The organism is Streptomyces sp. NPDC021356, assembly GCF_040641015.1.
In the GTDB taxonomy this organism is placed as follows: domain Bacteria; phylum Actinomycetota; class Actinomycetes; order Streptomycetales; family Streptomycetaceae; genus Streptomyces.
Genome location: NZ_JBFACU010000012.1, coordinates 173,050 through 194,024, shown reverse-complemented (window position 1 = coordinate 194,024; position 20,975 = coordinate 173,050). Strand labels below are relative to the sequence as shown.

Genomic DNA, 20,975 nt, shown 5'->3' with positions numbered 1-20,975 from the left:
CGTCGAGAGAGTCGGGCATCGCCCACGGATGACGGATGACGGATCAGGAAAACGGGGCGATGCGGGGCAAGGAGTCCGGAAGCAGGAAGAGGGGCACTGTACGTGGCGAAAAAGCACTGGCTACCGTTAGAGTGGACATCAAGCGGACAGCTGTCCGCTATCGAAAAAACTACCGGACAGCTGTCCGCTTAGCAAGGCCGGGTCGGCGACGCACCCGAAAGGAGGACGAGTGCAGCAGAAGAAGCACACGCCTCTGCGCTCGGACGCGCAACGCAACCGCGAGACCATCCTGGAAGTGGCGGTGGCCGAGCTGACCCGGTGCGCGGACGCCCCGCTCAGCCTGATCGCGAGGAAGGCGGGCGTGGGGCAGGGGACGTTCTACCGCAACTTCCCCAACCGCGAGGCACTCGTCCTGGAGATCTACCGCCACGAGATGCAGCAGGTCTCCGAGAGCGCGGCCGAGCTGCTGGAGTGCCGGCCCCCCGACCGGGCGCTGCGGGAGTGGATGGACCGACTGGCCCGGTTCGCGATGACCAAGGCCGGGCTCGCGGACGCCATCCGCCAGGCCACCAGCGGACCCGGCAGCCCGGCGAAACCCGGGCACACACCCCTGTCCACCGCGGCCGATCTCCTGCTCCGCGCCGCGGAGGAGGCCGGCACCATCCGGTCCGGCGTCAGCGCCGACGACTTCGTCCTCGCCATCGCCGGCATCTGGCAGCTCGACCCGCACGGCGACTGGCAGGCCCGCGCGAGCCGCCTCCTCGACCTCGTCATGGACGGCCTGCGCGTCGGTGCGCCCGGCACCTGAGAAGCCCTCCCGCGATCCCCCGCGCCCCACCGCGCCCTCCCCCGCCGGCCGTCGCCTCTCCCGCGGTCCCTTTCATGTCACCCCATTTCGCCCCGAGGGGTCCTCGCGCCCCGCGCGTAAACACAAGTGACGCTGCCACGACAGCGACACCGTGAACCGTCGCCGCCGGCAGCGCCCGCGAACCAAGGAGCAGGGGACGACATGAGATTCCTGGACCGTGAACGCGCGGCCCTCACCAAACTGCTGCCGGGGCTCGACGACAGCCTGCGCGCCGTGCCGTTGATGACCCTCGAACGGCCCGGCAGCCCGGGCATCGGGCTCTTCCGCGACAGCGGCGGACCGGGGCTGCTCGCCCCGGCGTCGCTCCAGGGACGGGGGGCCTCCGCCTTGGACGCCGTACGGGTGCAGCGCGCCCTCGGCAGCCGCTCGCCCTCACTCGCCGTGGCGACGACCATGCACCACTTCTCGATGGCGACCCTGGTGGGACTGAGCAACGCCGGTGAGGGCCTGGAGTGGATGCTGGTCCAGGCCGTCGCCACGGAGAACCAGCTGATGGCCTCCGGGTTCGCCGAGGGACGCAGCGGCGCCGGCATCCTGTCGCCGTCGATGTCCGCCACTGCGACCCCGCAGGGGCTGCGGATCACGGGCGTGAAGCGGCCGTGCAGCCTGGCCCGCTCCATGGACCTGCTGACCGCCAGCGTGCTCGTGCCCCGCGAGGACGGGGAAGGGGAGGAGTTGGCCGTGGCCCTGGTCCCCGCCGCCAGCGAGGGCCTGAGCGTCAGCGGCTTCTGGTCCAGCGGCTTCCTGGCCGGGGCGGAGAGCGACCAGGTGACCCTGGACGGGGTGCTGGTGCCGCCGGACCTCATGGTGCGCACCGCGTGCCCGCCCGGCGCCCGGCTGGACGAGGTGCAGACGATCGGCCTGGTCTGGTTCGAGCTGCTGATGACCGGCAGCTACCTCGGGGCGGCCAGCGGCCTGGTGGAACGGGTGCTGCTGAACGACCGGGTGCCCGAGAGCGAACGGGTCGCCCTGCTGATCAGTACCGAGAGCGCCGCCGCGGCGGTGGAGGGACTCGCGCGCCGCGTGGACGAGAGCACCCCCGACGAGTCCACGCTGGCCGAATCGCTCTACGTCCGCTACGGCGTCCAGGACGCCCTGTCCCGCATCGTCCCGCGCGCGGTGGAACTCCTCGGGGGCCTCAACTTCATGACGTCCGACGAGGTCGGCTACCTCGCCGCCTGTACCAACGGTCTCGCCCTCCACCCGCCGTCCCGGTCGCGGATGACCGGACCACTGGCCGCGTACCTGTCCGACGGGACGCTGACCGTGGCCTGAGCCCCATACGCCCGGCCCGGCCACCGACTACCCACCACCCCGCCACCGCACCGCCCTGCTGTGCTCCGCCACCACCCGGCCGGTGCCCGGCCCTGCTTCTCCGCTGCTCTTCCGCTGCTCTGCGGCCGCTCTTCCGTTCCTGTGCCGCCGGCCTGTCACGGCCCGGCCGGGACCGCGGTCCTCCGCCACCGTCCTGCCTCCGACCGAGGGGATCTTCCGCATGCCTCATCTACCGCCGACCCGACGCCCGGTACTCCTGCTGACCGGGGGCTCCGGCGTCCTGGGGCGGGCACTCATCGAGGAGCTGTCGCCCGGCTTCCGGATCATCTGCCTGCGCCACCGCACGCCCGTGGACGACCCCCGGGTCGAAGAGGTCCGCGCCGATCTGCTGGAGCCGGGCCTCGGCCTCTCCCGTGCCGAGTTCGCGCGCCTCGCCGCCGACGTGGACGTCGTCGTGCACTCCGCCGCGGCCACCAACTGGAAGGCCGAACCCGAGGCGATCTGGCGGGCCAACCTCGACGGCACCGCCACCATGCTCGATCTGGCCGCCCGGGCGCAGGCACCCTTGCACCACATCAGCACCGCCTTCGTGGCCAACCCGCTGGCCACCGAGGAGCAGCGGCGCTTCCCCGGCGCCGCCGCCTACCTGGCCTCCAAGACGGCGGCCGAACAGGCGGTGCGCGAGGCGCCGGTGCCGACGACGATCCTGCGCCCCTCGGTGGTGATGGGCGACTCCGTCACCGGCCGGATCGCGGGGGCCCAGGGGCTGACCCGGGCCCTGGGCGCCATCGTGAAGGGCCAGGTCCCGGTGCTGCCCGGAGAACCCGGGGCACGCATCGACATGGTGCCCCAGGACCTCGTCGCCCGCGCCATCGGCGACCTGCTGCGCGGTGGCGTCACCCAGGGCGAGTACTGGCTGACGGCCGGCGCGGAGGCGCTCCTGCAATGCGAAGTCGTCGACGTCTGCCTGGAGTTCGCCGACCGCTACGGGCCCCGCCCGCACCCCCCGCGGCTGATCCCGGTGGAGTCGGTGCACCGGCTCCTGCTCCCGCTCATCGAAGGCCCGACCTTCCCCGAGTCGCTGCGGCGCCGCTTCCAGACGTACGCGGAGCTGCTGCTGGTCTTCCAGCGCGCCCTGCCCTTCGACTCCTCCCTGGGCTCCCCGCACTGCGGCACCGCCGTCACCAAGGACGACCTGCGCCGGGCGCTGCTGAGCAACCTGACCGCCTGGGCGGCCGGTCCCGCGGGCCCGCGGCGGCAGCGGCGGACCCGGCCCGCTCTCCAGGAGGATTCGGCACCCCGGGAGCTGGCGTCATGACGGCGCCCCCCACCGCCGTAGCGGCCCCTCGCCCGGAACACCCGCAAGACCCGCAAGACCCGCAAGACCCGGCGGTCCGGGAAGAAGCGGAAGTACCCCCGACCGTCGAAGCCCGCGAAGCGCCGGGGCAGCCGTCGGCGGAGCCGCCCGCGGACCTCCCTGTCGACGAAGCGCACACCGCCCGCCTCTACCGGGAGCACCTGGCCGCCGGCCGCGCGGTGCTGGGCGAGGTGCTGGGCGGCATGGTGGAGACGGCGTCCGAGGGCGCCTGGGTGCACACCGCGGACGGCCGCCGCTATCTGGATTTCGGCGGGTACGGCGTCTTCATCCTCGGCCACCGGCACCCCGCGGTGACCGCCGCCGTGCACCGTCAGATCGACGCCCACCCACTGGCCACCCGGGTGTTCCTGGAGCCGGTCGCCGCCCGCGCCGCCGCCGCACTGGCCGCGCACACGCCCCTCGGCCTGGACCGGGTGCACTTCGTCAACTCCGGTGCCGAGGCCACCGAGGCCGGTCTCAAGCTGGCCCGCGCCCACGGGCGCACCGCGCTGGTCAGCACCGTCGGCGGTTACCACGGCAAGACCCTCGGCGCACTCAGCGCGACCGCCAACCCCACCTACCAGGATCCGTTCCGCCCACTGCTGCCGGACAGTTCGGCGGTGCCGTACGGGGACCGGGAGGCCCTGGCGGACGTGCTCGCCCGCTTCGGCGAACGGGCCTGTGTGATCGTCGAGCCGGTGCAGGGCGAGGGCGGCGTCCGCATCCCGCCGCCCGGCTACCTGGCCGACGTGGGACGGTTGTGCCGCACACACGGCGCCTTCCTGATCGTCGACGAGATCCAGACGGGTCTCGGGCGGCTGGGTTCGTGGTGGGGCGTGGACACCGAGCACGTCCGCCCCGACGTGCTGCTCGTCGGCAAGGGCCTGAGCGGCGGGGTGGTGCCGGTCGCCGCCATGGTGGCCACCGACGAGGCCTACGCCCCCTTCTCGCGCGACCCCTACCTGCACACCTCCACCTTCGCGGCCTCGCCGCTCGCCTGCGCGGCCGCGCTGGCCGCCGTGGAGACGACGGAACGCGAGGACGTTCCCGGGCGGGCCCGCGCGCTCGGGCTCAGGCTGCTGCACGGTGTGCGCACCGCCTGTACGCCGTACACGGGCGGTCTCGTCCGTGAGGTGCGCGGGCGCGGCCTGCTGGTCGGGCTGGAGTTCGCCGCGGAGCAGGCCGTGGGCGAGCTGATCCTCGAACTGGTCGGGCGCGGCGTCCTGGTGAACCACTCCCTCAACGCGGGCCGTGTGCTGCGTCTGACCCCGCCGGCGGTCGTCACCGACGAGGAGCTGCGGCTCTTCCTCACCACCCTGAGCGAGGCGCTGCACGCGGTGGCGGCCCGGATCGGCTGAACGCCGCCCCTCCCGCTCCTGCCCCTCCCCTTCTCTGACCTCCGGTCTCCTCTCTCCCGTCTGCCCTCTCCCGAAGCCATGAAAGCTACGAAAGTCACGAAAGGTATCCCCATGCGTCGTGTGACCGTACGGATGAACGCCCAGGACGTGAGCCCCGAAGCCGCCTACGAGCGGATCCGCGACTTCCGTCGCTATCCGGACGTCACCGAGACCGTGCGCGAGGTGGTGGTGCATCCGCCCGGCGCCGACGGCACGGTGGTGTCGGACTGGACCGTGCGCTTCCGCAACGGCCTGATGCGGTGGTCGGAGCGCGACTCGTTCCATCCGGAACGCCTGACCCTCGGCTTCACCCAACTGCGCGGCGACTTCGAGGTGTTCGAGGGCACCTGGCGGTGCGCGCCGGCCGGCTCGGGCACCGTCGTGACCTTCGATGCCGGGTTCGACCTGGGCATTCCCACACTGGCCGACATGCTGGACCCGGTCGCCGAGTCGACCCTGCGCACCAACATCGAGCGCATCCTGGGCGGACTGCTCGGCTCCGTCACCTCGGCACCCGCGGTCCCGCTGCCACGGACGGCGGCCCCCGTCCGTGGCTGAACTCGCCCTGGCCCCGCTCACCCCGGGAACCTCGCCCACCGCGAGCTGGGACACCCTGCGCGACGAACCCGGCCCCGACGCCCTGCGCTGCCTCGGCCTCTACACCAGGCTGGCCGCCGGGGTCACCGTGGTCACCGCGCTCGACGCCGCCGGCCGGCCGGCCGGGATGACCGTCTCGGCCCTCACCTCCGTCTCGGCCCGGCCCCCGCTGCTGCTCGCCTGCCTGCGCAGCGGTTCACAGACACTGACCGCCCTCAAGGAGCGCGGCGAGTTCGCCGTCAGCTTCCTCACCGACCGGCAGCGCGGGGTGGCGGAGCGCTTCGCCGACGCCGCCCTGTCCCCCACCGCGCGGTTCCGCGGGGTGCCGGTACGGCACGTGCTCGGTGTGCCGGTGGTGTCCGAGGCGCTCGCCTGGTCGGTGTGTCTCGTCGAGGACGTACGCCGGTACGGCGACCACGACGCGGTCGTCGGCCGGGTGCGGGCCGTGGAGGCCGGCTCCGGCCGGCCGCTCCTGTGGCACGACCGGGCCTTCCACACACTCACCTCTCTGCCACGCTCCCCCTCACCACTCTCCTCCCCACCACACACGTCTCCACCGCTCCCCTCTCCGCCACTCCCGTCTCTTCCACTCGCCTCTCTCCCACCGCGGGCCGAGGAAAGTTGACCGTTCTCCTCCGCAAGGACGCCCGGCCATCTGCTCCACCGGCCGGGCGTCCGCGTATCCGCTCACCCCCATGACCGACCTAGGAGGTCGTATGTCCCTGCCCCCACTCCCCCCACTCCCCGGCGTCAACGCCGACGACGCGCGGACCGAACTCACCCGCTCGCCCGAGCGGCTCTCCGGCAACGCCACCGCCGCGGGCCACGGAGTCGCCGCTGCCTTCGACACAGCGGCCGCCACCGACGACTGGGGCCGCCCCCCGGACGCCCAGCGCCCGTGCCCCGTCGTCCTCGTGCACGGCACGCTGGGCGACCGGCAGTACATCTGGCGGGAGGCCGTACCGGCGCTCAAGGCCGCCGGGCACCGGGTCTTCCGGCTGAACTACGGGGAACTGCCGACCCTGCCTAGGCTGTACGGCCTCGCCGACATCCGCCTGTCCACCCGCGAGCTGGCCGCGTTCGTCGACCGGGTGCTCGCCGACACCGGCGCGGCCCAGGTGGACCTCGTCGGCCACTCGCAGGGCGGGATGATCCCGCTCTACTACCTGAAGTCCCTCGGCGGCGCGGGCAAGGTGCGCCGGGTGGTGGGCATCGCGCCCAGCAGTCACGGGGTCACCGTCGAGGGCCTGACGGCCCTGGTGCGCCAGGCGGTCGGGGTGCGCGACATCGTCGAGGAGGAGCTGCTGTTCCGGGTCAGCCCGGCGTTCGTCCAGTTGCTGCACGACTCGGAGTTCGTGCGCGAGCTGACGTCGTCCGGCGACACCGTCGCCGGGGTGCGGTACACCGTGATCTGGTCCACACGGGACGAGGTGGTCCAGCCGCCCACGTCCCAGCGGCTCACACCCAGCGAGCCGGACCACGAGGTCACCAACCTGTGCCTGCAGGAACTCTCCCCGGACAGCCGTACCACGCACATGGCGATGCCGTACGACCCCGTCGTGCTGCGGGAGATGCTCCGCGCTCTGGACGGCTGAGCGGCCCGGAGCACGAAGAAGTGGGGTGAGGCCCCCTCGGGCCTCACCCCACTTCCGTGTGTTCAGGGGGTTCAGTACGCGGTGCACCGGCCCTTCTCGCCGTTCCAGAAGCACACCTGTCCGACCACGTCGAACCCGGCGACCCCGTTGGGGTCGATCTTGTCGAAGCGGGGCACGGGGATCTGCAGGCCGTTGATCCCGTCGCCGGCCAGCGGGCCGCTGGTCACCGTGCGGTCGGGCACCGGACTGCCCTTCTTCAGCTCGCCCTTGAAGTAGAGGGAGCCCTCCTCACCGATGTTCCAGATGCCGCGGCCGGTGCCCTCCACGGAGAACGTCGGCACCGGCACGGCACCGAAGCGGCCCGTGCCGAAGACGTGGAAGACGATGTCGGTCAACTCGGGGGCGGCACCGTCGGGCGAGCGGCAGTCGCGGTAGCCGATGTGCCCGGTCACCTGCGCCTCCCGCGTGAGCAGGCCGAGCGGCGGGCTGAAGTTCACTTCGGCCTCGAGACGGCAGACGAGGTCGGGGACGGGACCCGGGTCCGCTGCCGCGGTGGGAGCGGCGACCCGTGCCGGGGCGGCAGCCGGAGCGGCGACGGCGGCCGGGGCGAGGAGGCCCAGGCCGGCGAGCAGCGCGGCGGGCAGGAGCGCTCTGCGCATCCTGGGCCGGTGAGCCGAGGGTGTGGTGGTGGCGGTCCGAGCGGTCTTCATCCGCTGGTTCCTCTCTTGCGGTCTGTGTACGGCGTGCGTACGGGCCGGGGGCGCGTACGGGGGTGGGGTGTCAGGCGGTGACGGTGCCGGAGCGCAGGACCTCACTCGCCGAACCCAGATGGCGTGAGAGGTCCCGGTAGGACTCCAGGACCCCGGTCTCGGTGTAGGCGATGCCGCGCTCGGCGCAGAACTGCTTGACGAGGGGGTAGGCGTGCCGCAGGGCGGAGCGCGGCATGCCCGGGAAGAGGTGGTGCTCGATCTGGTAGTTGAGACCGCCGTAGAAGAAGTCGCCGATCAGGCCGGTGGGCAGGGTGCGGGAGGTGAGCACCTGGCGCTCCAGCCAGCTCCACTCGCCGCCGGTACGGGTGGGCAGCCCCTTATGGTTGACGGCGAAGGCGAGGCCGAGCAGGTAGCCGAGCAGGACCTGGTGCACGGCGAGGAAGAGCAGGGCGCTCGGCCAGGGCAGCAGCCAGAACAGCGCACCGAAGAAGAGCACCGCGTGCAGGGCCATCAGGCCGCCCTCCAGCCAGGGCCTGCGCACCGCGCGCCGGCGCAGGGCGATGACCCCGGCGATGCGCAGCACCACCGACTCCAGGCCGAGCAGCGGGAAGAAGAGGTAGCGCTGGTTGGCGGCGAGGAAACGCGCGAACCCGGTGCGCTGCTGGGCCTGTTCGGGCGCGAAGATGGCGACCCGGCGCAGGATGTCGGGGTCCAGCTCCAGGTGGTTGGGGTGGTTGTGGTGCCTGTTGTGGTGCTGCACCCACCAGCCGAAGCACACCCCGAGCATGAGGTTGCCGTGGATCAGGCCGAGCGCGCGGATGGTCTTCTGGGAGCGGCTGATCTGCCGGTGGCCTGCGTCGTGCAGCAGGAAGGCGAGCTGTTCGTGCCACACCGCCAGCCAGACCGCGGCCAGGGCGGCCCGCCACCAACTGCCGTCGCTCAGCGCGAGCGCCGCCCAGCCGGCGGCGTTCATCAGCCACACCGTGACGATGGCGGCCGCATACTGCCCCTTGCGGGGGCTCATCAGTCCGGCTGCCGTGACGCGCCGGGTCAGTTCACGGAAGTCCTCCTCCGCCGCGCCCGGTTCACGCGGTGCGGAGTCGACTGCCGGGATGTCGGTCATGGGGGTGCCACCAGCCCTTTCGTTCTCGGTGTCGTGCGGGATGCGGGGGCCTCCTCACGGCGCGAGCCCCATGTCGGCGAGGCGTGCCCGCTGGGTGGTCTCGGCCCACTCGGCGGCGGTCACCATCCGTTCCTCGGCGGTGGTGTCGGCCAGCCGGCGGCCCGGCCACACCTCGTAGTCACCGGCGATGTCCCGGTGCTGTTCGAGGCCCTGCTGGTAGAGCTGCTCGCGCCGCAGGGTCAGTTCGCGCACGGGCAGCCCGGACCACAGCCCGGCGCCGCGGGCGATGAGGTCGCCGATCCGTTCCCGCTCCTCGGGGTGCTGTTCCAGGTGCCGCCGGACGATGGTGGTGCCCACCGACAGGTGGCGGATCTCGTCGATGCCGGCGGCCCGTTCGATCTGGGCGGCGGCGGGGTCGAAGGGCCGCCACTTGCGTTCGCTGAGTTCCGCGGTGGGCGCGAGGACGCCCTCCACCAGGACGGTCAGGGTGATGACGCCGCCGATGTAGTCCCGTCGGTCGCGCAGGACTTCGAGGCCGAACTCCTCCAGCGGGGCGAGGATTGCGTCCCGGTCGGCGCCGGCGAGTTCCTCCATGGTGGCTTCGAGGCCGCTCTCCTCGACGCCGAGTTCCAGGAGGTGGCCGCGGAAGGCGTAGGCGTGCCGGGCCTCGTCCATCAGCTGGGTGGTGTAGAAGTCCATTCCGCTGAGGTCGGGGGCGTGGGCGACCAGGTAGGAGATGGCGCGGGCCGCCTTCTCCTCGGCCATGGAGCGGAAGGCCAGTTCCTGCATCACCGCCTGCCGCAGCGGTCCTTCGCACAGCATGTGCTCGGGCACGGTGATGTCCGGGGTGCGGCCCATCGGGTCCCCTGCGAGGGTGCCGTCGGGGACGGCGCGGAACCAGTAGCCGAGGTCGCAGCCCTCCGGGGTCAGGTCGGCGTGCAGCGCGCCGTCGAGGAGGCTGGGGGCGCGGTGCCGGTCGGCCTCCGCGGGGATCGCGGTGGTGCGGGCCGGGCCGTGGGCGACGGATGTGGTCATTTCTGCCTTTCTGCTCATGTTCGGTCGTGCCTGTTGCCGAGGGGTGTGCCGGTCGTGGCTGTCGGCGGGGGCGTCCTTCGGTCGTGCCGGTCGGCGAGGACGTGCGGCGGCCGCGTCTGTCCGGCGAGGGGCGTGCTGCCGCCATGCCGGTCGGCGAGGGGTGCTTCGGTCGCGCCGGTCGGTGAGGGTGTGCCGGGCAGGGGGGTCACACGGCCTTGGTCAGCCGCATCAGCCGCCATACGGCGCCGGGGGTGACCCCGCCCTGGAAGGCCAGGTACTCGGGCTCGATCAGCTGCGGGCGCCACTTGAGCTTGAACGACTCCTGGGTGGCCGCCGGGTAGATGGCCTGCCCCTTGGCGGCGAGGAGTTCCAGGCAGCGCCGCAGCACGCCGCTGGTGGGCCCGAAGGCGCACGCGTCCGGCCGGAGCTGGACGAACGGGGTGAAGCCGAGGTGGAGCCAGGCGCACTCCTCGTCCTGGAAGCGGCGCAAGGCGGTGGCGAAGACCATCTCGACCGTCCCGGGCGGGGCGTCCGGGAGCCGCCGCGTCAGGTCGTAGAGCCAGCCGCCGCACTCGCCGAAGACGGGCGAGTACGACACGTAGGCGACCGTCCGTCCCGCGTGGCGGGCGGTGAACAGCCGCCGGTGTGGTGCGCCGGGACCGCCGCGCTCGCCGATGAGGAAGTCCAGCTCCTTCACGTGGCGGCCCTTGTCGCGCAGCCAGGCCCGGTCGACGGCGTCGAGGGCCGCGGTGACCTCCGGGTCGGCGCGCTCGCCGGCGGTCACCTCGGTGACGGTGACGCCTTCGCGGCGGGCCCGGTTGACCATGTTGCGCACCTTCACCATGCGCTGTCCGCCGAGGCTGTACCCGTCGAGGTGGATGCTGAAGGATGCGCCGAACTGGTTGACGGTGAAACCGTGCCGGGCGTGGAGTTCGGCGGCCGGTCGCGGGAGCTGGACGGCGGTGACCCGGCGGCCCTCGCTCCCGGCCCGCTCCAGCAGGGCGGTGAGCAGCCGGTCCCGGTCGCCGGCGGCGCAGACCGGGCCGCCCAGCGGGAACAGGTGCCGCCGGCCGCCTTCCCGGTAGGGGACGAAGCCGTCGACGCCGGCCGTGCGGAAGCGGCGGTTGCCCGCGTTCAGGGCGAGGAAGGCGCTGCTGTGACCGGCGTGGCGGCGCAGCATGGCGTAGGCCTCGTCGTCGGCGAGGGACTGCGGCGGTTGTGGTCGCCGCGGTCGCGGTGACGGCTGCCGTGCCTGCCGGGTGCTCATCGGGTGGCCGCCTGGTGCCAGGGCACGGACGCGAAGTCGCGCAGCGCGGACTGCACCGAGGGGTGCGGGCGGGGTTCGAATGACACGGTGAAGGACTTGACGAAGTTGCCGAACAGGGCGCGGTCGCCGAACAGGTGGATCGGCAGGACGAGCAGCGCCCATTCCCAGCCGTGCGCCAGCACCCAGGCGCCGAGGACCGCGCCCTGCACGCTCAGGCTGTGCATGGTGTTGTACAGGACGTAGTAGACGCGGGAGATCCGCCGGTCGGGGCTGCGGTGGTAGGCGACGGCGCCCGGCAGGTAGCCGATCAGGTCGACGTAGAGGAAGAGCACGGCGGCGACCCACCAGCGGACCTCGGCGAGGTGGGCCAGGAAGAACCCGGTGGCCACGAGGAGTCCGAGCAGGTACTCCAGGCGCAGCAGCCGGTAGGTGGTCGGTGTCTGGCAGAGGTTGTGGCCGTCCATCGCACTCACCGCCCGCCGGCGGGCCGGGTTGCGGTCACCAGGAGCATGCTCTGCTTCTCCAGGCCGGGATGGGCGGCCAGGTGGGGTGCGAAGCGTTCGAGGGCGTACGGCAGGGAGAGCAGGTCGGCCACCTGGGCGTCCCAGCCGCGCTCGCCCCACCAGTGCTCGGCGTCCGCGAGGTGCCACACCCACGGGGTGCCCGAGCCGGACAGGGCCTCCAGCCAGGGCCGGACGAAGGGCGAGTCGGCGGCCTCGGCGTTCAGGCACTCCGCGCCGAGCGAACTGCCGGGCGCGGACAGCTCGCCGACGGTGGCGACCAAGCGGTCCACGGCCTCGGGCGCCAGGTAGAAGAGAAGCCCCTCGCACAGCCACGCGGTGGGCCGCTCGGGGTCGAACCCGGCGGCCAGCAGCGCGCCGGACCAGTCGGCGAGGAGGTCGGCGGGGACGGGGACACGCCGGGCGACGGCCGGCGGGTGCGCGGCGACGATACGTTCCTTGAAGGTGTGCACGGCCGGCAGGTCGACCTCGAAGAGGTGGACCGAAGCCGGCCAGTCGAGCCGGTGGGCGCGGGTGTCGAGCCCGGCGCCCAGCAGGACCACCTGCGGGCAGCCGGCGCGGGTGGTGGCGAGGAGGTGGTCGTCGAAGAACCGGGTGCGCACGGCCAGCCAGTCCGGGAGCACCTGCTGGAGCAGCCCGCTGCCGGGCGGGGTGCCCACCTCACGGGCACGGGTGAGGAACTCGGCGGCCAGCGGGTCGTCGAAGAGGGCGTCGGCGCGGGCGGACTCCTGAGCACGCATCCGCACGGTCCACAGGGCCGTTCCGGAGACGCCGTCCAGCCCGGCGGAGGCGGACTCCGTGTCGTGGGGGGTGTCGTCGTGCGGCAGCAGCATGGGCATCGGTCGAGATCCTTCGTCGGAGGGTGCGCACACGGATGGTTCGCCGGGACGAGCGGCGGCGCCGGGGCACCGGCCGTCCGGGCGCCCGGGCCCGCCCGGCCGGTTCGGCAGGCGGGGCCGGGGGCGTCAGGCGGACGGCCCGGCAGACGCTCGGGTCGGCGGGGTGTGCGGCGTCGGTCGGCTTGATGGGTCGGCGGGGCGGCGGGTCAGTGGGTCGGCAGGGCTGCGGGTCGGCGGGGCTGCGGGTCGGCGGGTCGGCGGGGCTGCGGGTCGGCAGGGCTGCGGGTCGGCATAGCGGGATGGCGGCGCGGCTCAGCGCGGTGCGCGGCGGCGGTCGAGCAGGAGGGCCGCCGCGCCCAGGGCCATCAGGCCGCGCGAGGGCGACCAGGGGCGCTGGCCGCCCAGGGAGGAGGGTGTGTACGGCTCGTTGACCTGGAGGGCGAAGCGGCGGTTGGCGGCGTCCGCGAGCACCCCGCGCCACTGCTCGGGGCCCGAGGTCACGGCGGTGAGCAGGTCCATGGTGTTGCGGGCGACCTGGTCGAGGGAGAAGTACTCGCGCAGCAGCGAGACGATGATGCCGCGCACCTCGGACTTGAAGACCTCGGCGAGGGCGATGTCCGGCGCCAGGCAGCGCACCGAGCCTTCGAGGTTGGCGAAGGACTTGCCCAGCAGCGAGATGGACGGCGCGGAGCCGATGCCGCGTCGTGTGGCCTTCTCCAGCACGGTGGTCAGGGACACCCCGAAGTTGATGTCCTCCAGGGAGGCCGTGGCCACCTTGGGAACCAGTGCCGCCATGTCGGAGGCGAAGGCCGGCAGGTTGGACCAGGCCGTGACGCGGCCCATGTCGGCCCAGGCCCAGGCCAGTCCGTGCCCGTCGTTCTGGGCGATGGACATCAGCAGCGGCAGCAGGCGCAGGCTGGTGCGCCGGTCGAGCCGGCCGACCATACCCCAGTCGATGAGGGTGGCCGGGCCGCCCGGGCGGGCGAACACGTTGCCCGCGTGCGGATCGGCGTGGAACATCCGGTCGACGAAGTAGCCGCGGTACATGAACCGCAGCAGGTCCTTGCCCATGTCCATGCGTTCGCGGTCGCTGAACGCGCGCCGGTCGGCGTGGCGGACGGAGGTGCCCGGCGCGAGCGACTGCACCAGCACCTTGGGCGTGGCGTGGACGACGCGGGGCACCTCCAGGGTCGGGTAGCGGCGGATGTTCTCGCGCGCCTCGTCCATGTTGCGGGCCTCGCCGGTGAAGTCCAGCTCGGGCTCCATGGCGTCGAAGATGGAGTCGAGCATCGCCTCCACGTCGATGACCTCGTTGAAGCGGGGCGCGGTGCGCGCCAGGATCCGGGACGCTTTGCGCATCAGCGCCATGTCGGCGCGTACGGTGTCGCGGATGCCGGGGCGCTGCACCTTGACGACGGCCGGCCGGCCGCCCGGCAGTTGCACCCGGTACACCTGGGCCAGCGAGGCGGCGCCGAGCGGGCGGGTGGTGTCGACGTCGTCAAAGCAGAGTTTCCAGTCCGGGCCCAGCTCCGCCTCGAGTACGGGCTCGAAGACGGAGAACGGCTGGACGTCGACCTGGTCGTGGAGGTTCTGGAGTTCGGCGATCATGGCGGGGGGCACCATGTCGGGCCGCGTGGACAGGATCTGCCCGAGCTTGACGTAGAACGGGCCGAGACTCTCCAGGGCCTGGCGGACCGCTCGCGCACGGCGGGCCCCCTCCCCCTCGGAGGACGTGCCCACGGGCGGGGATTCCCGGCCGAACTGCCGCCTGGTCCGGGCCAGTTGGCCGACCTCGTCGGTGACGAGACTTCCCAGCACCTTCACCACCAGCCGGAGCCGGCTGCCGAGCGGGGCACTCATGTGCCACATCCTCCTGATGTCTGACGGACGTCCCGGCGGATGTCCGGGACGTCCCGGACGGATCGCGTCGGTCCTGTGAGGGGGTCACCGGGCGGGAGGGGGCTTCCGCCCGGTGGGCACGGGAGCCGGGACGGGCTCAGGTGGCCTTGCGGGCGGCCGGCGTGCTCACGCCGGCGAGCGGTCCCGCGACCTTCTGGACGTTCTCCAGCACGCTCGCCAGGTTGCCGACGAGTTCGGTGAGCTGGGCGAGCTGGGCGGGCAGCGCGGCCAGCCCCTCGGCCATGCCCGCCGCACCGGACACGGCCGAGGCCGCGCCGCCCGCGACCTGGCCGAGCGCCCCGAGGGGGTTTCCGCCGCCCGCGAGCGCGCCGAGCGGATTGCCGCCGCCGGTGAGGGCGCCCAGGGGGTTGGCGGCGCCCGCCGCGCCGGTCAGCGCGGCCAGCGGATTGCCGCCCCCGCCACCGAGCGCCGCGAGCGGGTTGCCCGCGGCGCCCGTCAGCGCGGCGAGCGGGTTGCCGCCGGCCGCGGCGTTGGCGGCACTGGCCAGCGCTGCGACGGGGTTGGCAACCCCGCCGAGGGCGGAGAGCGCGCTGACGGTTCGGAGCACGTCACCGGGGAGGCCGGTGAGCGCCTGGTACGGGTTGACCGGGCCGAGCCAGTCGAGGGCGCTGCGGTCGTCGTCCTTCCGGTCGAGGATCTCGTCGAAGGCCTTCTTCGTGCTGTCGGCGATGTCCCCGATCAGATCCTTGATGGTGTCCTGCGTGTTGTTCTTCCCCACGGCCACTTCCCTTTCATGTGCCTCACGGAGCCCGGGGAGCAGTCCCCCGAAATCCGGAGTTGATTTTTCATGGAGCCCGATAAATGAGCCCCGAAATGCGATCCCTCAACCAGGGGGATCATTCTCGTGAATTCCACTCACCGCCACACTCACGGAACTCGCGGAATCTACGGAACGTGTTGCCGATCGCACGCGATCATTTATGGTTCAGGCCATTGCACCGTCCAGCGCGCGGGCGCACACCAGGCGCAGCCGGGCCCGACCCCGGGTGAAAGCTCCCTCTGCGGCCTTCACCGAGATCTGGTGCATCCGCGCGAATTCAAGCGTGGAGATCCCCTGGGCGCGGGCCAGCACCACTTGGCGCTCCCGGCCGCGCAGCAGGTCGACCTGTCCGAGCAGCCAGCGCCCGAAGTCCTGGTCGCAGACGCCTTCGTCGGGCAGTTCGGGGGCGCGCGCATCAGCCGCACGCCGCAGCAGCCGACGACGTCGTTCCTGCTCACGGTAGTGATCGACACACAGGCGCAGGGCGACCGACGTCAGAAAGGGGCCGATCCGCTCCCGGTCCAGGTTTCCGTGCGCGGCGGCCCGGAGCATTGCCTCCTGTACGCAGTCCTCCGCGTCCTGGGCGTTCGGAAGCCGGCGGCGCACCAGGCGCATCAGGCGTTCGCGGTGGCCGGCAATGACATCCCAGGAGAATTCCCGCTGGAACTCTTTTGAACGATTGAACTCTTCAGAACAGTCCACGAAATCCCTCCGCCCGTCACCCGGGAAAGTGTCCTGCCCGGAACATCAGCAAACAGGGGATCTGGACGTCCACTCATCCGCGTGAAGGTCGCAAGAGGTGCGGTACCTCAGGTTCCGCTTCGTGCTAGCGTGCCATAAGAAAGAGGCCAGAGGGCCGCCTTCAGGAAGTCTCCCGGCGATGAATCCGCCCAGCGGAAACGTACCGCCAGGCGCGGAAACGTCCCAGCACTGGGTAAAGCATGACAGGTTTCCGTGTCGGGTTTCCCGCGGGCACGGACAGCACCCCGCGCCCGGCCGGCGGATCGCGCGGGAGCGCCGCCGCTCGCTCGGCTGATACGTTCACGTAAACATGCGGTGCCGACCTGCCCCCACCGCACCGGTACGGGCTACGGGTGGCCGCGACGCGCCGCCCCGGCCGGCGCACGGATGAGGGAGACGGTGGAAGCAGCGGACAGCGCCTCGGCGCGCGGTGGGCGGCGCTCCCGGACCACGACGGCCGCGGGGCGTACCGCCGGACGCAGGCGGAGCGTGTCGATGGCGGACGTGGCACGTCTGGCCGGTGTCTCCTCGCAGACCGTCTCCCGCGTCTCCAACGGCTTCCCGGGGGTGAACGAGGAGACGCGGCAGCAGGTGCTCGCCGCCATGAAGGAACTCGGCTACCGGCCCAACAGTGCGGCCCGCGCCCTCAAGCGCGGCGAGTTCCGCACCATCGGCGTCATCACCTTCACCCTGTCCACCACGGGAAACATGCGCACGCTGGAGGCCATCGCCACCTCGGCCGCGCAGGAGGGGTACGCGGTCACCCTGCTCCCCGTCGCCGTGCCCACGCAGGACGAGGTCCGCGGCGCCTTCTCCCGGCTCGGCGAACTCGCCGTCGACGCAGCCATCGTGATCATGGAGGTGCACCTGCTCGACGCGGCCCGGCTCTCCCTGCCGCCCCACATCACCGTGGTCGTGGCGGACTCGGACGCGGGCGACAGGTACACCGTGGTCGACACCGACCAGACCGGCGGGACCCGGGACGCGGTGCGGCACCTGCTCGGCCTCGGACACCGCACGGTGTGGCACCTGGCCGGCCCCGAGGAGTCGTTCGCCGCGCAGCGCAGGGCCGACGCCTGGCGCGCGGCACTGACCGAGGAGGGGCGGGTGCCGCCGCCGGTGGTGCGCGGCGACTGGTCGGCGGACTCCGGCTACCGCGCGGGCCTCCACCTCGCCGGGCAGGAGGACTGCACGGCGGTGTTCGCGGCCAACGACCAGATGGCGCTGGGGCTGTTGCGGGCCCTGCACGAGCGGGGGCTCAGGGTGCCCGAGGACATCTCCGTCATCGGCTTCGACGACATTCCGGAGTCCGCGTCCTTCCTGCCCCCGCTCACCACCGTGCACCAGGACTTCGCCGAGGTGGGGCGCCTGTGCGTGGAAGGGGTCCTGCGCCAGGTCCGCGAGAGCGGGACGGAGCGCGGCACCACGCTCGTCCCCACCCGGCTGGTGGTCCGGCGCAGCACGGCGGCGCCCCGCGCCCGCGGAAGCGGTGCCACGACGTGACCTCCGCGGACCGTCGATCCCTGGGCCCCGGAACCTGCGTGAGCACCCCGTCCGGCCCTCCGGTCCGCGCGAGGTGAACCACCCCTCTGCACAGCCGGATCTCCGGCCGCAGCAGGCCCTCGCATCCGAACGGGCCGCCAGGGCGCAGTAGTTCACGTCTTCGGGGGCGGTGTCCCCGCACCGTACGGCGTCCTGCCGGCCGGTGCGCGGCGCCTTGCGGGTCGGGCTCGCCCAGGTGTCGATCAACTCGACCCGGCGGTGCCCCGGGCAGGCGAGGCGGCGCACCGCGAGACCGGCGTCACGGGCGTGCGCGGGCGTGGCAGCGTCCTGGGCGAGCGTGGGGCCGAAGGGTCGTCGTGGCGCGAGGCTCGCCTGCCCTCGGCCTCGGTGGTCTGCGCCCCTGGATGACGGGCGGCCCGTAGTGCTCCACCGAGAGCATGACGGTGCCGGCCAGGAAACCCGTCGTCCTCGGGCCGCAGGCGCCGCGCACGCCCTCCCCCGGCAGGGCCGCCTGTGCCCGGCGCGGCAGCGCGAAGCCGCCGTGCATGCGCCGGACCAGGCCGCGATCGGCCGGCAGCGCGACGCCTACGCCTACGGTCACTGCTGCCCCCTGACTGCACCAGGGCCGCACGAGCCGCACGATGCCGTGCTTGCGGACCGCGGCGAGGATCCGCTCCTGACGCTCGGCGACGGTGGCGTCGGCAGGTCCGTCCCTTCCGCGCGGGGAGGCGCGCAGTCGGGCGTCCCACAGGCCCGCGCCCTCCGCCCGCCCGCCCCGCGTCCGCCCCGGTCAGCCGAGGAAGCTCAGCCTCACCCGGCGGTCCGGGTTGTCCACGTTGGTGTCCACCAGGCACACCGACTGCCAGGTACCCAGTTCCATGCGTCCGCCGAGGACCGGGACGGTCGCGTGCGGCGGGACGAGGGCGGGCAGGACGTGGTCGCGGCCGTGACCGGGGCTGCCGTGGCGGTGCTGCCAGCGGTCGTCGGCGGGCAGCAGCGTGTGCAGGGCGGCCAGGAGGTCGTCGTCGCTGCCCGCGCCCGTCTCGATGATCGCGATACCGGCCGTGGCGTGCGGTACGAACAGGTTCAGCAGGCCGTCACGGCCGTCGGAGGCCTCCCGCAGGAAGGTCTCGCAGTCGCGGGTGAGGTCGACGACCCGCTCCCGTGAACCGGAGGCGACGTGCAGCACTCGGGTGGTGAAGGCATGTGACATGCACCCATCCTCGTCGATCCCGGGGAAGATCCGCGCCCCCCACTCGGTTGGTGCCTGCGTGAACAGCACACACGAGGTCGACGTGGTCGTCGTCGGTGCCGGTCAGGCCGGCCTGGCGGCCGCGCATCACCTGCGGCGCACCGGATTCGAACCGGATCACGGCTTCGTCGTGCTCGACCACTCCCCCGGGCCGGGCGGCGCCTGGCAGTTCCGCTGGCCGTCACTGACGTACGGCAAGGTGCACGGGATGCACGCGCTGCCGGGGATGGAGCTGACGGGCGCCGACCCGGCGCGGCCGTCCGCGGACGTCGTCGGCGAGTACTTCGCCGAGTACGAGCGCACGTTCGACCTGCGGGTGCGGCGGCCTGTGCACGTACGCGCCGTGCGCGAAGGCCCCGGTGGGCGGCTGCTGGTGGAGACCTCGAAGGACGTGTGGTCGACGCGCGCGCTGATCAACGCGACCGGCACCTGGGACCGTCCGTTCTGGCCGCGCTACCCGGGTCAGGAGACCTTCCGCGGGCGGCAGTTGCACACCGCGCAGTACGCCGGTCCGCGGGAGTTCGCCGGGCAGCGGGTGATCGTGGTGGGCGGCGGCGCGTCCGGCACCCAGCACCTCATGGAACTCGCGCCGTACGCGGCCGCCACCACCTGGGTGACCAGACGGCCGCCGGTCTTCCGCGAGGGGCCCTTCGACGAGGACGCGGGCCGTGCCGCGGTCGCGCTCGTCGAGGAACGGGTCCGACGAGGACTGCCGCCCCGCAGCGTCGTCTCGGTCACGGGCCTCCCCCTGAACGACGCCGTGCGGCAGGCACTGCGCGACGGCGTCCTGGACCGCCGGCCCATGTTCGCCCGGATCACGCCCGACGGAGTGGAGTGGCGGGACGGGCAGCGCCTGGCGGCCGACGTCATCCTGTGGGCGACGGGGTTCCGGGCCGCACTCGACCACCTGGCGCCGCTGCGGCTGCGCGAGGTGGGCGGCGGCATCCGCGTGGAGGGGACCCGGGCCGTCGCCGATCCGCGCGTCCACCTGGTCGGTTACGGTCCCTCGGCGAGCACGGTGGGGGCCAGCCGGGCGGGGCGCGCGGCCGTCCGGGACATCCGGCGGCTGCTGGCCGGGGAGCCGGCCGTGGCTGCGTGAGGACGCGGCCGTCGTCGCGCAGGACACGACCGGCGCCGCCCGAGGGTCCGGAGGCGGGACCGCCGCATCGGCTCCGGCTCAGCTCGTGGTCGGCTGCGCACCGGGGCTGTGACCCGGCTGCTCGCTCCCTGCCCGCCCGGGGCTCTGCCGCGCAGGGATCTGACGGGCAGGGCTCCGCCGCCGGACGTCGAACTCCTCGACGTTGCGCTGGTGCTGGGCGTAGTCGGAGGTGAAGCGGGTGTCACCGGGCTTGACCGTGACGAAGTACACCCAGTCGCCCGGGGTCGGGTCGTACACGGCGCGCAGCGCGTCCTCGCCGGGGTTGTCGATGGGGGTGGGCGGCAGCCCCATGCGCCGGTAGGAGTTGTACGGGCTGGTGATCCGCGTGTCCTCGGCGGTGGTGCGGGCCGCGGTGCGGCCGAGGCCGTAGTTCAGGGTGGAGTCCATCTGGAGCGGCATGCCGTGCTCCAGTCGGTTGAAGACCACCCGCGCCACCTTCCCCATGTCGGCCCTGGTGGCCGACTCCGCCTGGACGATGCTCGCGATGGTCACGGCCTGGTAGAGGGACAGCGAGGGGCGGGGAGCGCCCGCGGCGACCGGCGCCGCGGAGAACTTCCTGTCGGCGGTGGTGACCATGGCGGACAGCAGCGACAGCGGGGTCGTCCTGCCGTCGACGGGGTACGTCGCCGGGTACAGGTACCCCTCCGGATTGCCCTCCGCCGCGTCCGGCAGCTTCAGACCCGCCTCGGCGGCCGTCTGCTTCGTGCTGCCGGGCGGCAGCGCGAGCGCCTTGTCGACGGCGGCGTAGACCTGGGCGGCCCGCCAGCCCTCCGGGATCACCAGCGTGCGCGGGCGCACCGCTCCGTCGTTGCGCAGGGTCAGCAGCGGCACCACCACGGCGGTGCCGGCCAGGACGGCCCCGGAGACGAGGAGGACCAGTCGGCCCCTCCGCGTCAGTGCGACAGTCTTCTGTGGCGGAGTGTTCGCGTGCATGCGGGCACGGTAACGCTCCGGAGTTCACAAACCCGGCATATCGTCAGTTTGTCGGCTCCAGTCCGGCGCCTCTCGCCGGCTCCGGCCGGGCGCCCCTGGCCGGTTCCGTGCCGGTGTCCGCCG

At 73.0% G+C, this 20,975-nt stretch carries 20 protein-coding genes; 9 read left to right on the top strand and 11 right to left on the bottom strand.

Translation table 11 applies throughout. The features are described from left to right. Positions 1–229: 229 nt before the first annotated feature. From AB0G56_RS18680 to AB0G56_RS18650, 7 genes are all read left to right on the top strand, one after another. Positions 230–808, top strand: coding sequence for a TetR/AcrR family transcriptional regulator (locus AB0G56_RS18680; protein ID WP_360970412.1), 579 nt, complete (start codon positions 230–232; stop codon positions 806–808). A 201-nt stretch (positions 809–1,009) separates the two neighbouring features. Further along, entirely contained in the window at positions 1,010–2,143 is a 1,134-nt protein-coding gene (locus AB0G56_RS18675) for an acyl-CoA dehydrogenase family protein (RefSeq protein ID WP_360970410.1), read from the top strand. 220 nt (positions 2,144–2,363) lie between these two features. Then, complete coding sequence (locus tag AB0G56_RS18670; RefSeq protein WP_360970409.1) at positions 2,364–3,461, top strand: SDR family oxidoreductase; 1,098 nt, start codon at positions 2,364–2,366, stop codon at positions 3,459–3,461. Next, positions 3,458–4,858 carry an aminotransferase class III-fold pyridoxal phosphate-dependent enzyme gene (locus AB0G56_RS18665; RefSeq protein WP_360970407.1) on the top strand — a complete coding sequence of 467 codons (1,401 nt, stop codon included), beginning with the start codon at positions 3,458–3,460 and terminating at the stop codon, positions 4,856–4,858. The genes AB0G56_RS18670 and AB0G56_RS18665 overlap by 4 nt, the downstream gene beginning before the upstream one ends. Before the next feature lie 111 nt (positions 4,859–4,969). Next, the gene (locus AB0G56_RS18660) at positions 4,970–5,455 is read left to right on the top strand and encodes an SRPBCC family protein (RefSeq protein WP_360970405.1); all 486 of its coding nucleotides are present in this window, start codon (positions 4,970–4,972) and stop codon (positions 5,453–5,455) included. Further along, the gene (locus tag AB0G56_RS18655; RefSeq protein WP_360970403.1) at positions 5,448–6,119 is read left to right on the top strand and encodes a flavin reductase family protein; all 672 of its coding nucleotides are present in this window, start codon (positions 5,448–5,450) and stop codon (positions 6,117–6,119) included. The genes AB0G56_RS18660 and AB0G56_RS18655 overlap by 8 nt, the downstream gene beginning before the upstream one ends. A 91-nt stretch (positions 6,120–6,210) precedes the next feature. Continuing rightward, positions 6,211–7,089 carry an alpha/beta fold hydrolase gene (locus AB0G56_RS18650; RefSeq protein WP_360970401.1) on the top strand — a complete coding sequence of 293 codons (879 nt, stop codon included), beginning with the start codon at positions 6,211–6,213 and terminating at the stop codon, positions 7,087–7,089. Positions 7,090–7,160: 71 nt separating this feature from the next. On the opposite strand, the gene AB0G56_RS18645 is transcribed toward AB0G56_RS18650, so the two are convergent. From AB0G56_RS18645 to AB0G56_RS18605, 9 genes are all read right to left on the bottom strand, one after another. Further along, positions 7,161–7,799, bottom strand: a complete 639-nt coding sequence (locus AB0G56_RS18645) for a hypothetical protein (RefSeq protein ID WP_360970399.1) — start codon at positions 7,797–7,799, stop codon at positions 7,161–7,163. Between the two features lie 70 nt (positions 7,800–7,869). Further along, positions 7,870–8,922: an acyl-CoA desaturase gene (locus tag AB0G56_RS18640; RefSeq protein ID WP_360970397.1), complete on the bottom strand. Its 1,053-nt coding sequence runs from the start codon at positions 8,920–8,922 to the stop codon at positions 7,870–7,872. Between the two features lie 54 nt (positions 8,923–8,976). Then, positions 8,977–9,957, bottom strand: coding sequence for a VlmB-like protein (locus AB0G56_RS18635; RefSeq protein ID WP_360970395.1), 981 nt, complete (start codon positions 9,955–9,957; stop codon positions 8,977–8,979). 205 nt (positions 9,958–10,162) lie between these two features. Further along, the gene (locus tag AB0G56_RS18630) at positions 10,163–11,224 is read right to left on the bottom strand and encodes a DUF2156 domain-containing protein (RefSeq protein WP_360970394.1); all 1,062 of its coding nucleotides are present in this window, start codon (positions 11,222–11,224) and stop codon (positions 10,163–10,165) included. Continuing rightward, positions 11,221–11,688: a hypothetical protein gene (locus AB0G56_RS18625; protein ID WP_360970392.1), complete on the bottom strand. Its 468-nt coding sequence runs from the start codon at positions 11,686–11,688 to the stop codon at positions 11,221–11,223. The genes AB0G56_RS18630 and AB0G56_RS18625 overlap by 4 nt, the downstream gene beginning before the upstream one ends. 5 nt (positions 11,689–11,693) lie before the next feature. Next, positions 11,694–12,584, bottom strand: a complete 891-nt coding sequence (locus AB0G56_RS18620; RefSeq protein ID WP_360970390.1) for an SAM-dependent methyltransferase — start codon at positions 12,582–12,584, stop codon at positions 11,694–11,696. Between the two features lie 312 nt (positions 12,585–12,896). After that, positions 12,897–14,444: an AarF/UbiB family protein gene (locus tag AB0G56_RS18615; RefSeq protein ID WP_360970388.1), complete on the bottom strand. Its 1,548-nt coding sequence runs from the start codon at positions 14,442–14,444 to the stop codon at positions 12,897–12,899. A gap of 136 nt (positions 14,445–14,580) precedes the next feature. After that, positions 14,581–15,222: a hypothetical protein gene (locus AB0G56_RS18610; protein ID WP_360970386.1), complete on the bottom strand. Its 642-nt coding sequence runs from the start codon at positions 15,220–15,222 to the stop codon at positions 14,581–14,583. Between the two features lie 207 nt (positions 15,223–15,429). Continuing rightward, positions 15,430–15,966: a sigma-70 family RNA polymerase sigma factor gene (locus AB0G56_RS18605; protein WP_360970384.1), complete on the bottom strand. Its 537-nt coding sequence runs from the start codon at positions 15,964–15,966 to the stop codon at positions 15,430–15,432. 534 nt (positions 15,967–16,500) lie between these two features. Between AB0G56_RS18605 and AB0G56_RS18600 the strand changes: the two genes are divergently transcribed. Continuing rightward, positions 16,501–17,508 (top strand): LacI family DNA-binding transcriptional regulator, encoded by a 1,008-nt coding sequence (locus AB0G56_RS18600; protein WP_360970382.1) that lies wholly within the window; start codon positions 16,501–16,503, stop codon positions 17,506–17,508. 790 nt (positions 17,509–18,298) lie between these two features. On the opposite strand, the gene AB0G56_RS18595 is transcribed toward AB0G56_RS18600, so the two are convergent. Continuing rightward, positions 18,299–18,721, bottom strand: coding sequence for a secondary thiamine-phosphate synthase enzyme YjbQ (locus tag AB0G56_RS18595; protein WP_360970380.1), 423 nt, complete (start codon positions 18,719–18,721; stop codon positions 18,299–18,301). Between the two features lie 58 nt (positions 18,722–18,779). Between AB0G56_RS18595 and AB0G56_RS18590 the strand changes: the two genes are divergently transcribed. After that, positions 18,780–19,859, top strand: coding sequence for an NAD(P)-binding domain-containing protein (locus AB0G56_RS18590; protein WP_360970378.1), 1,080 nt, complete (start codon positions 18,780–18,782; stop codon positions 19,857–19,859). Positions 19,860–19,937: 78 nt separating this feature from the next. Here the strand turns inward: AB0G56_RS18590 and mltG are convergent, their stop codons facing one another. Beyond that, positions 19,938–20,852, bottom strand: a complete 915-nt coding sequence (gene mltG, locus AB0G56_RS18585; protein WP_360970376.1) for an endolytic transglycosylase MltG — start codon at positions 20,850–20,852, stop codon at positions 19,938–19,940. Positions 20,853–20,975: the final 123 nt, after the last annotated feature.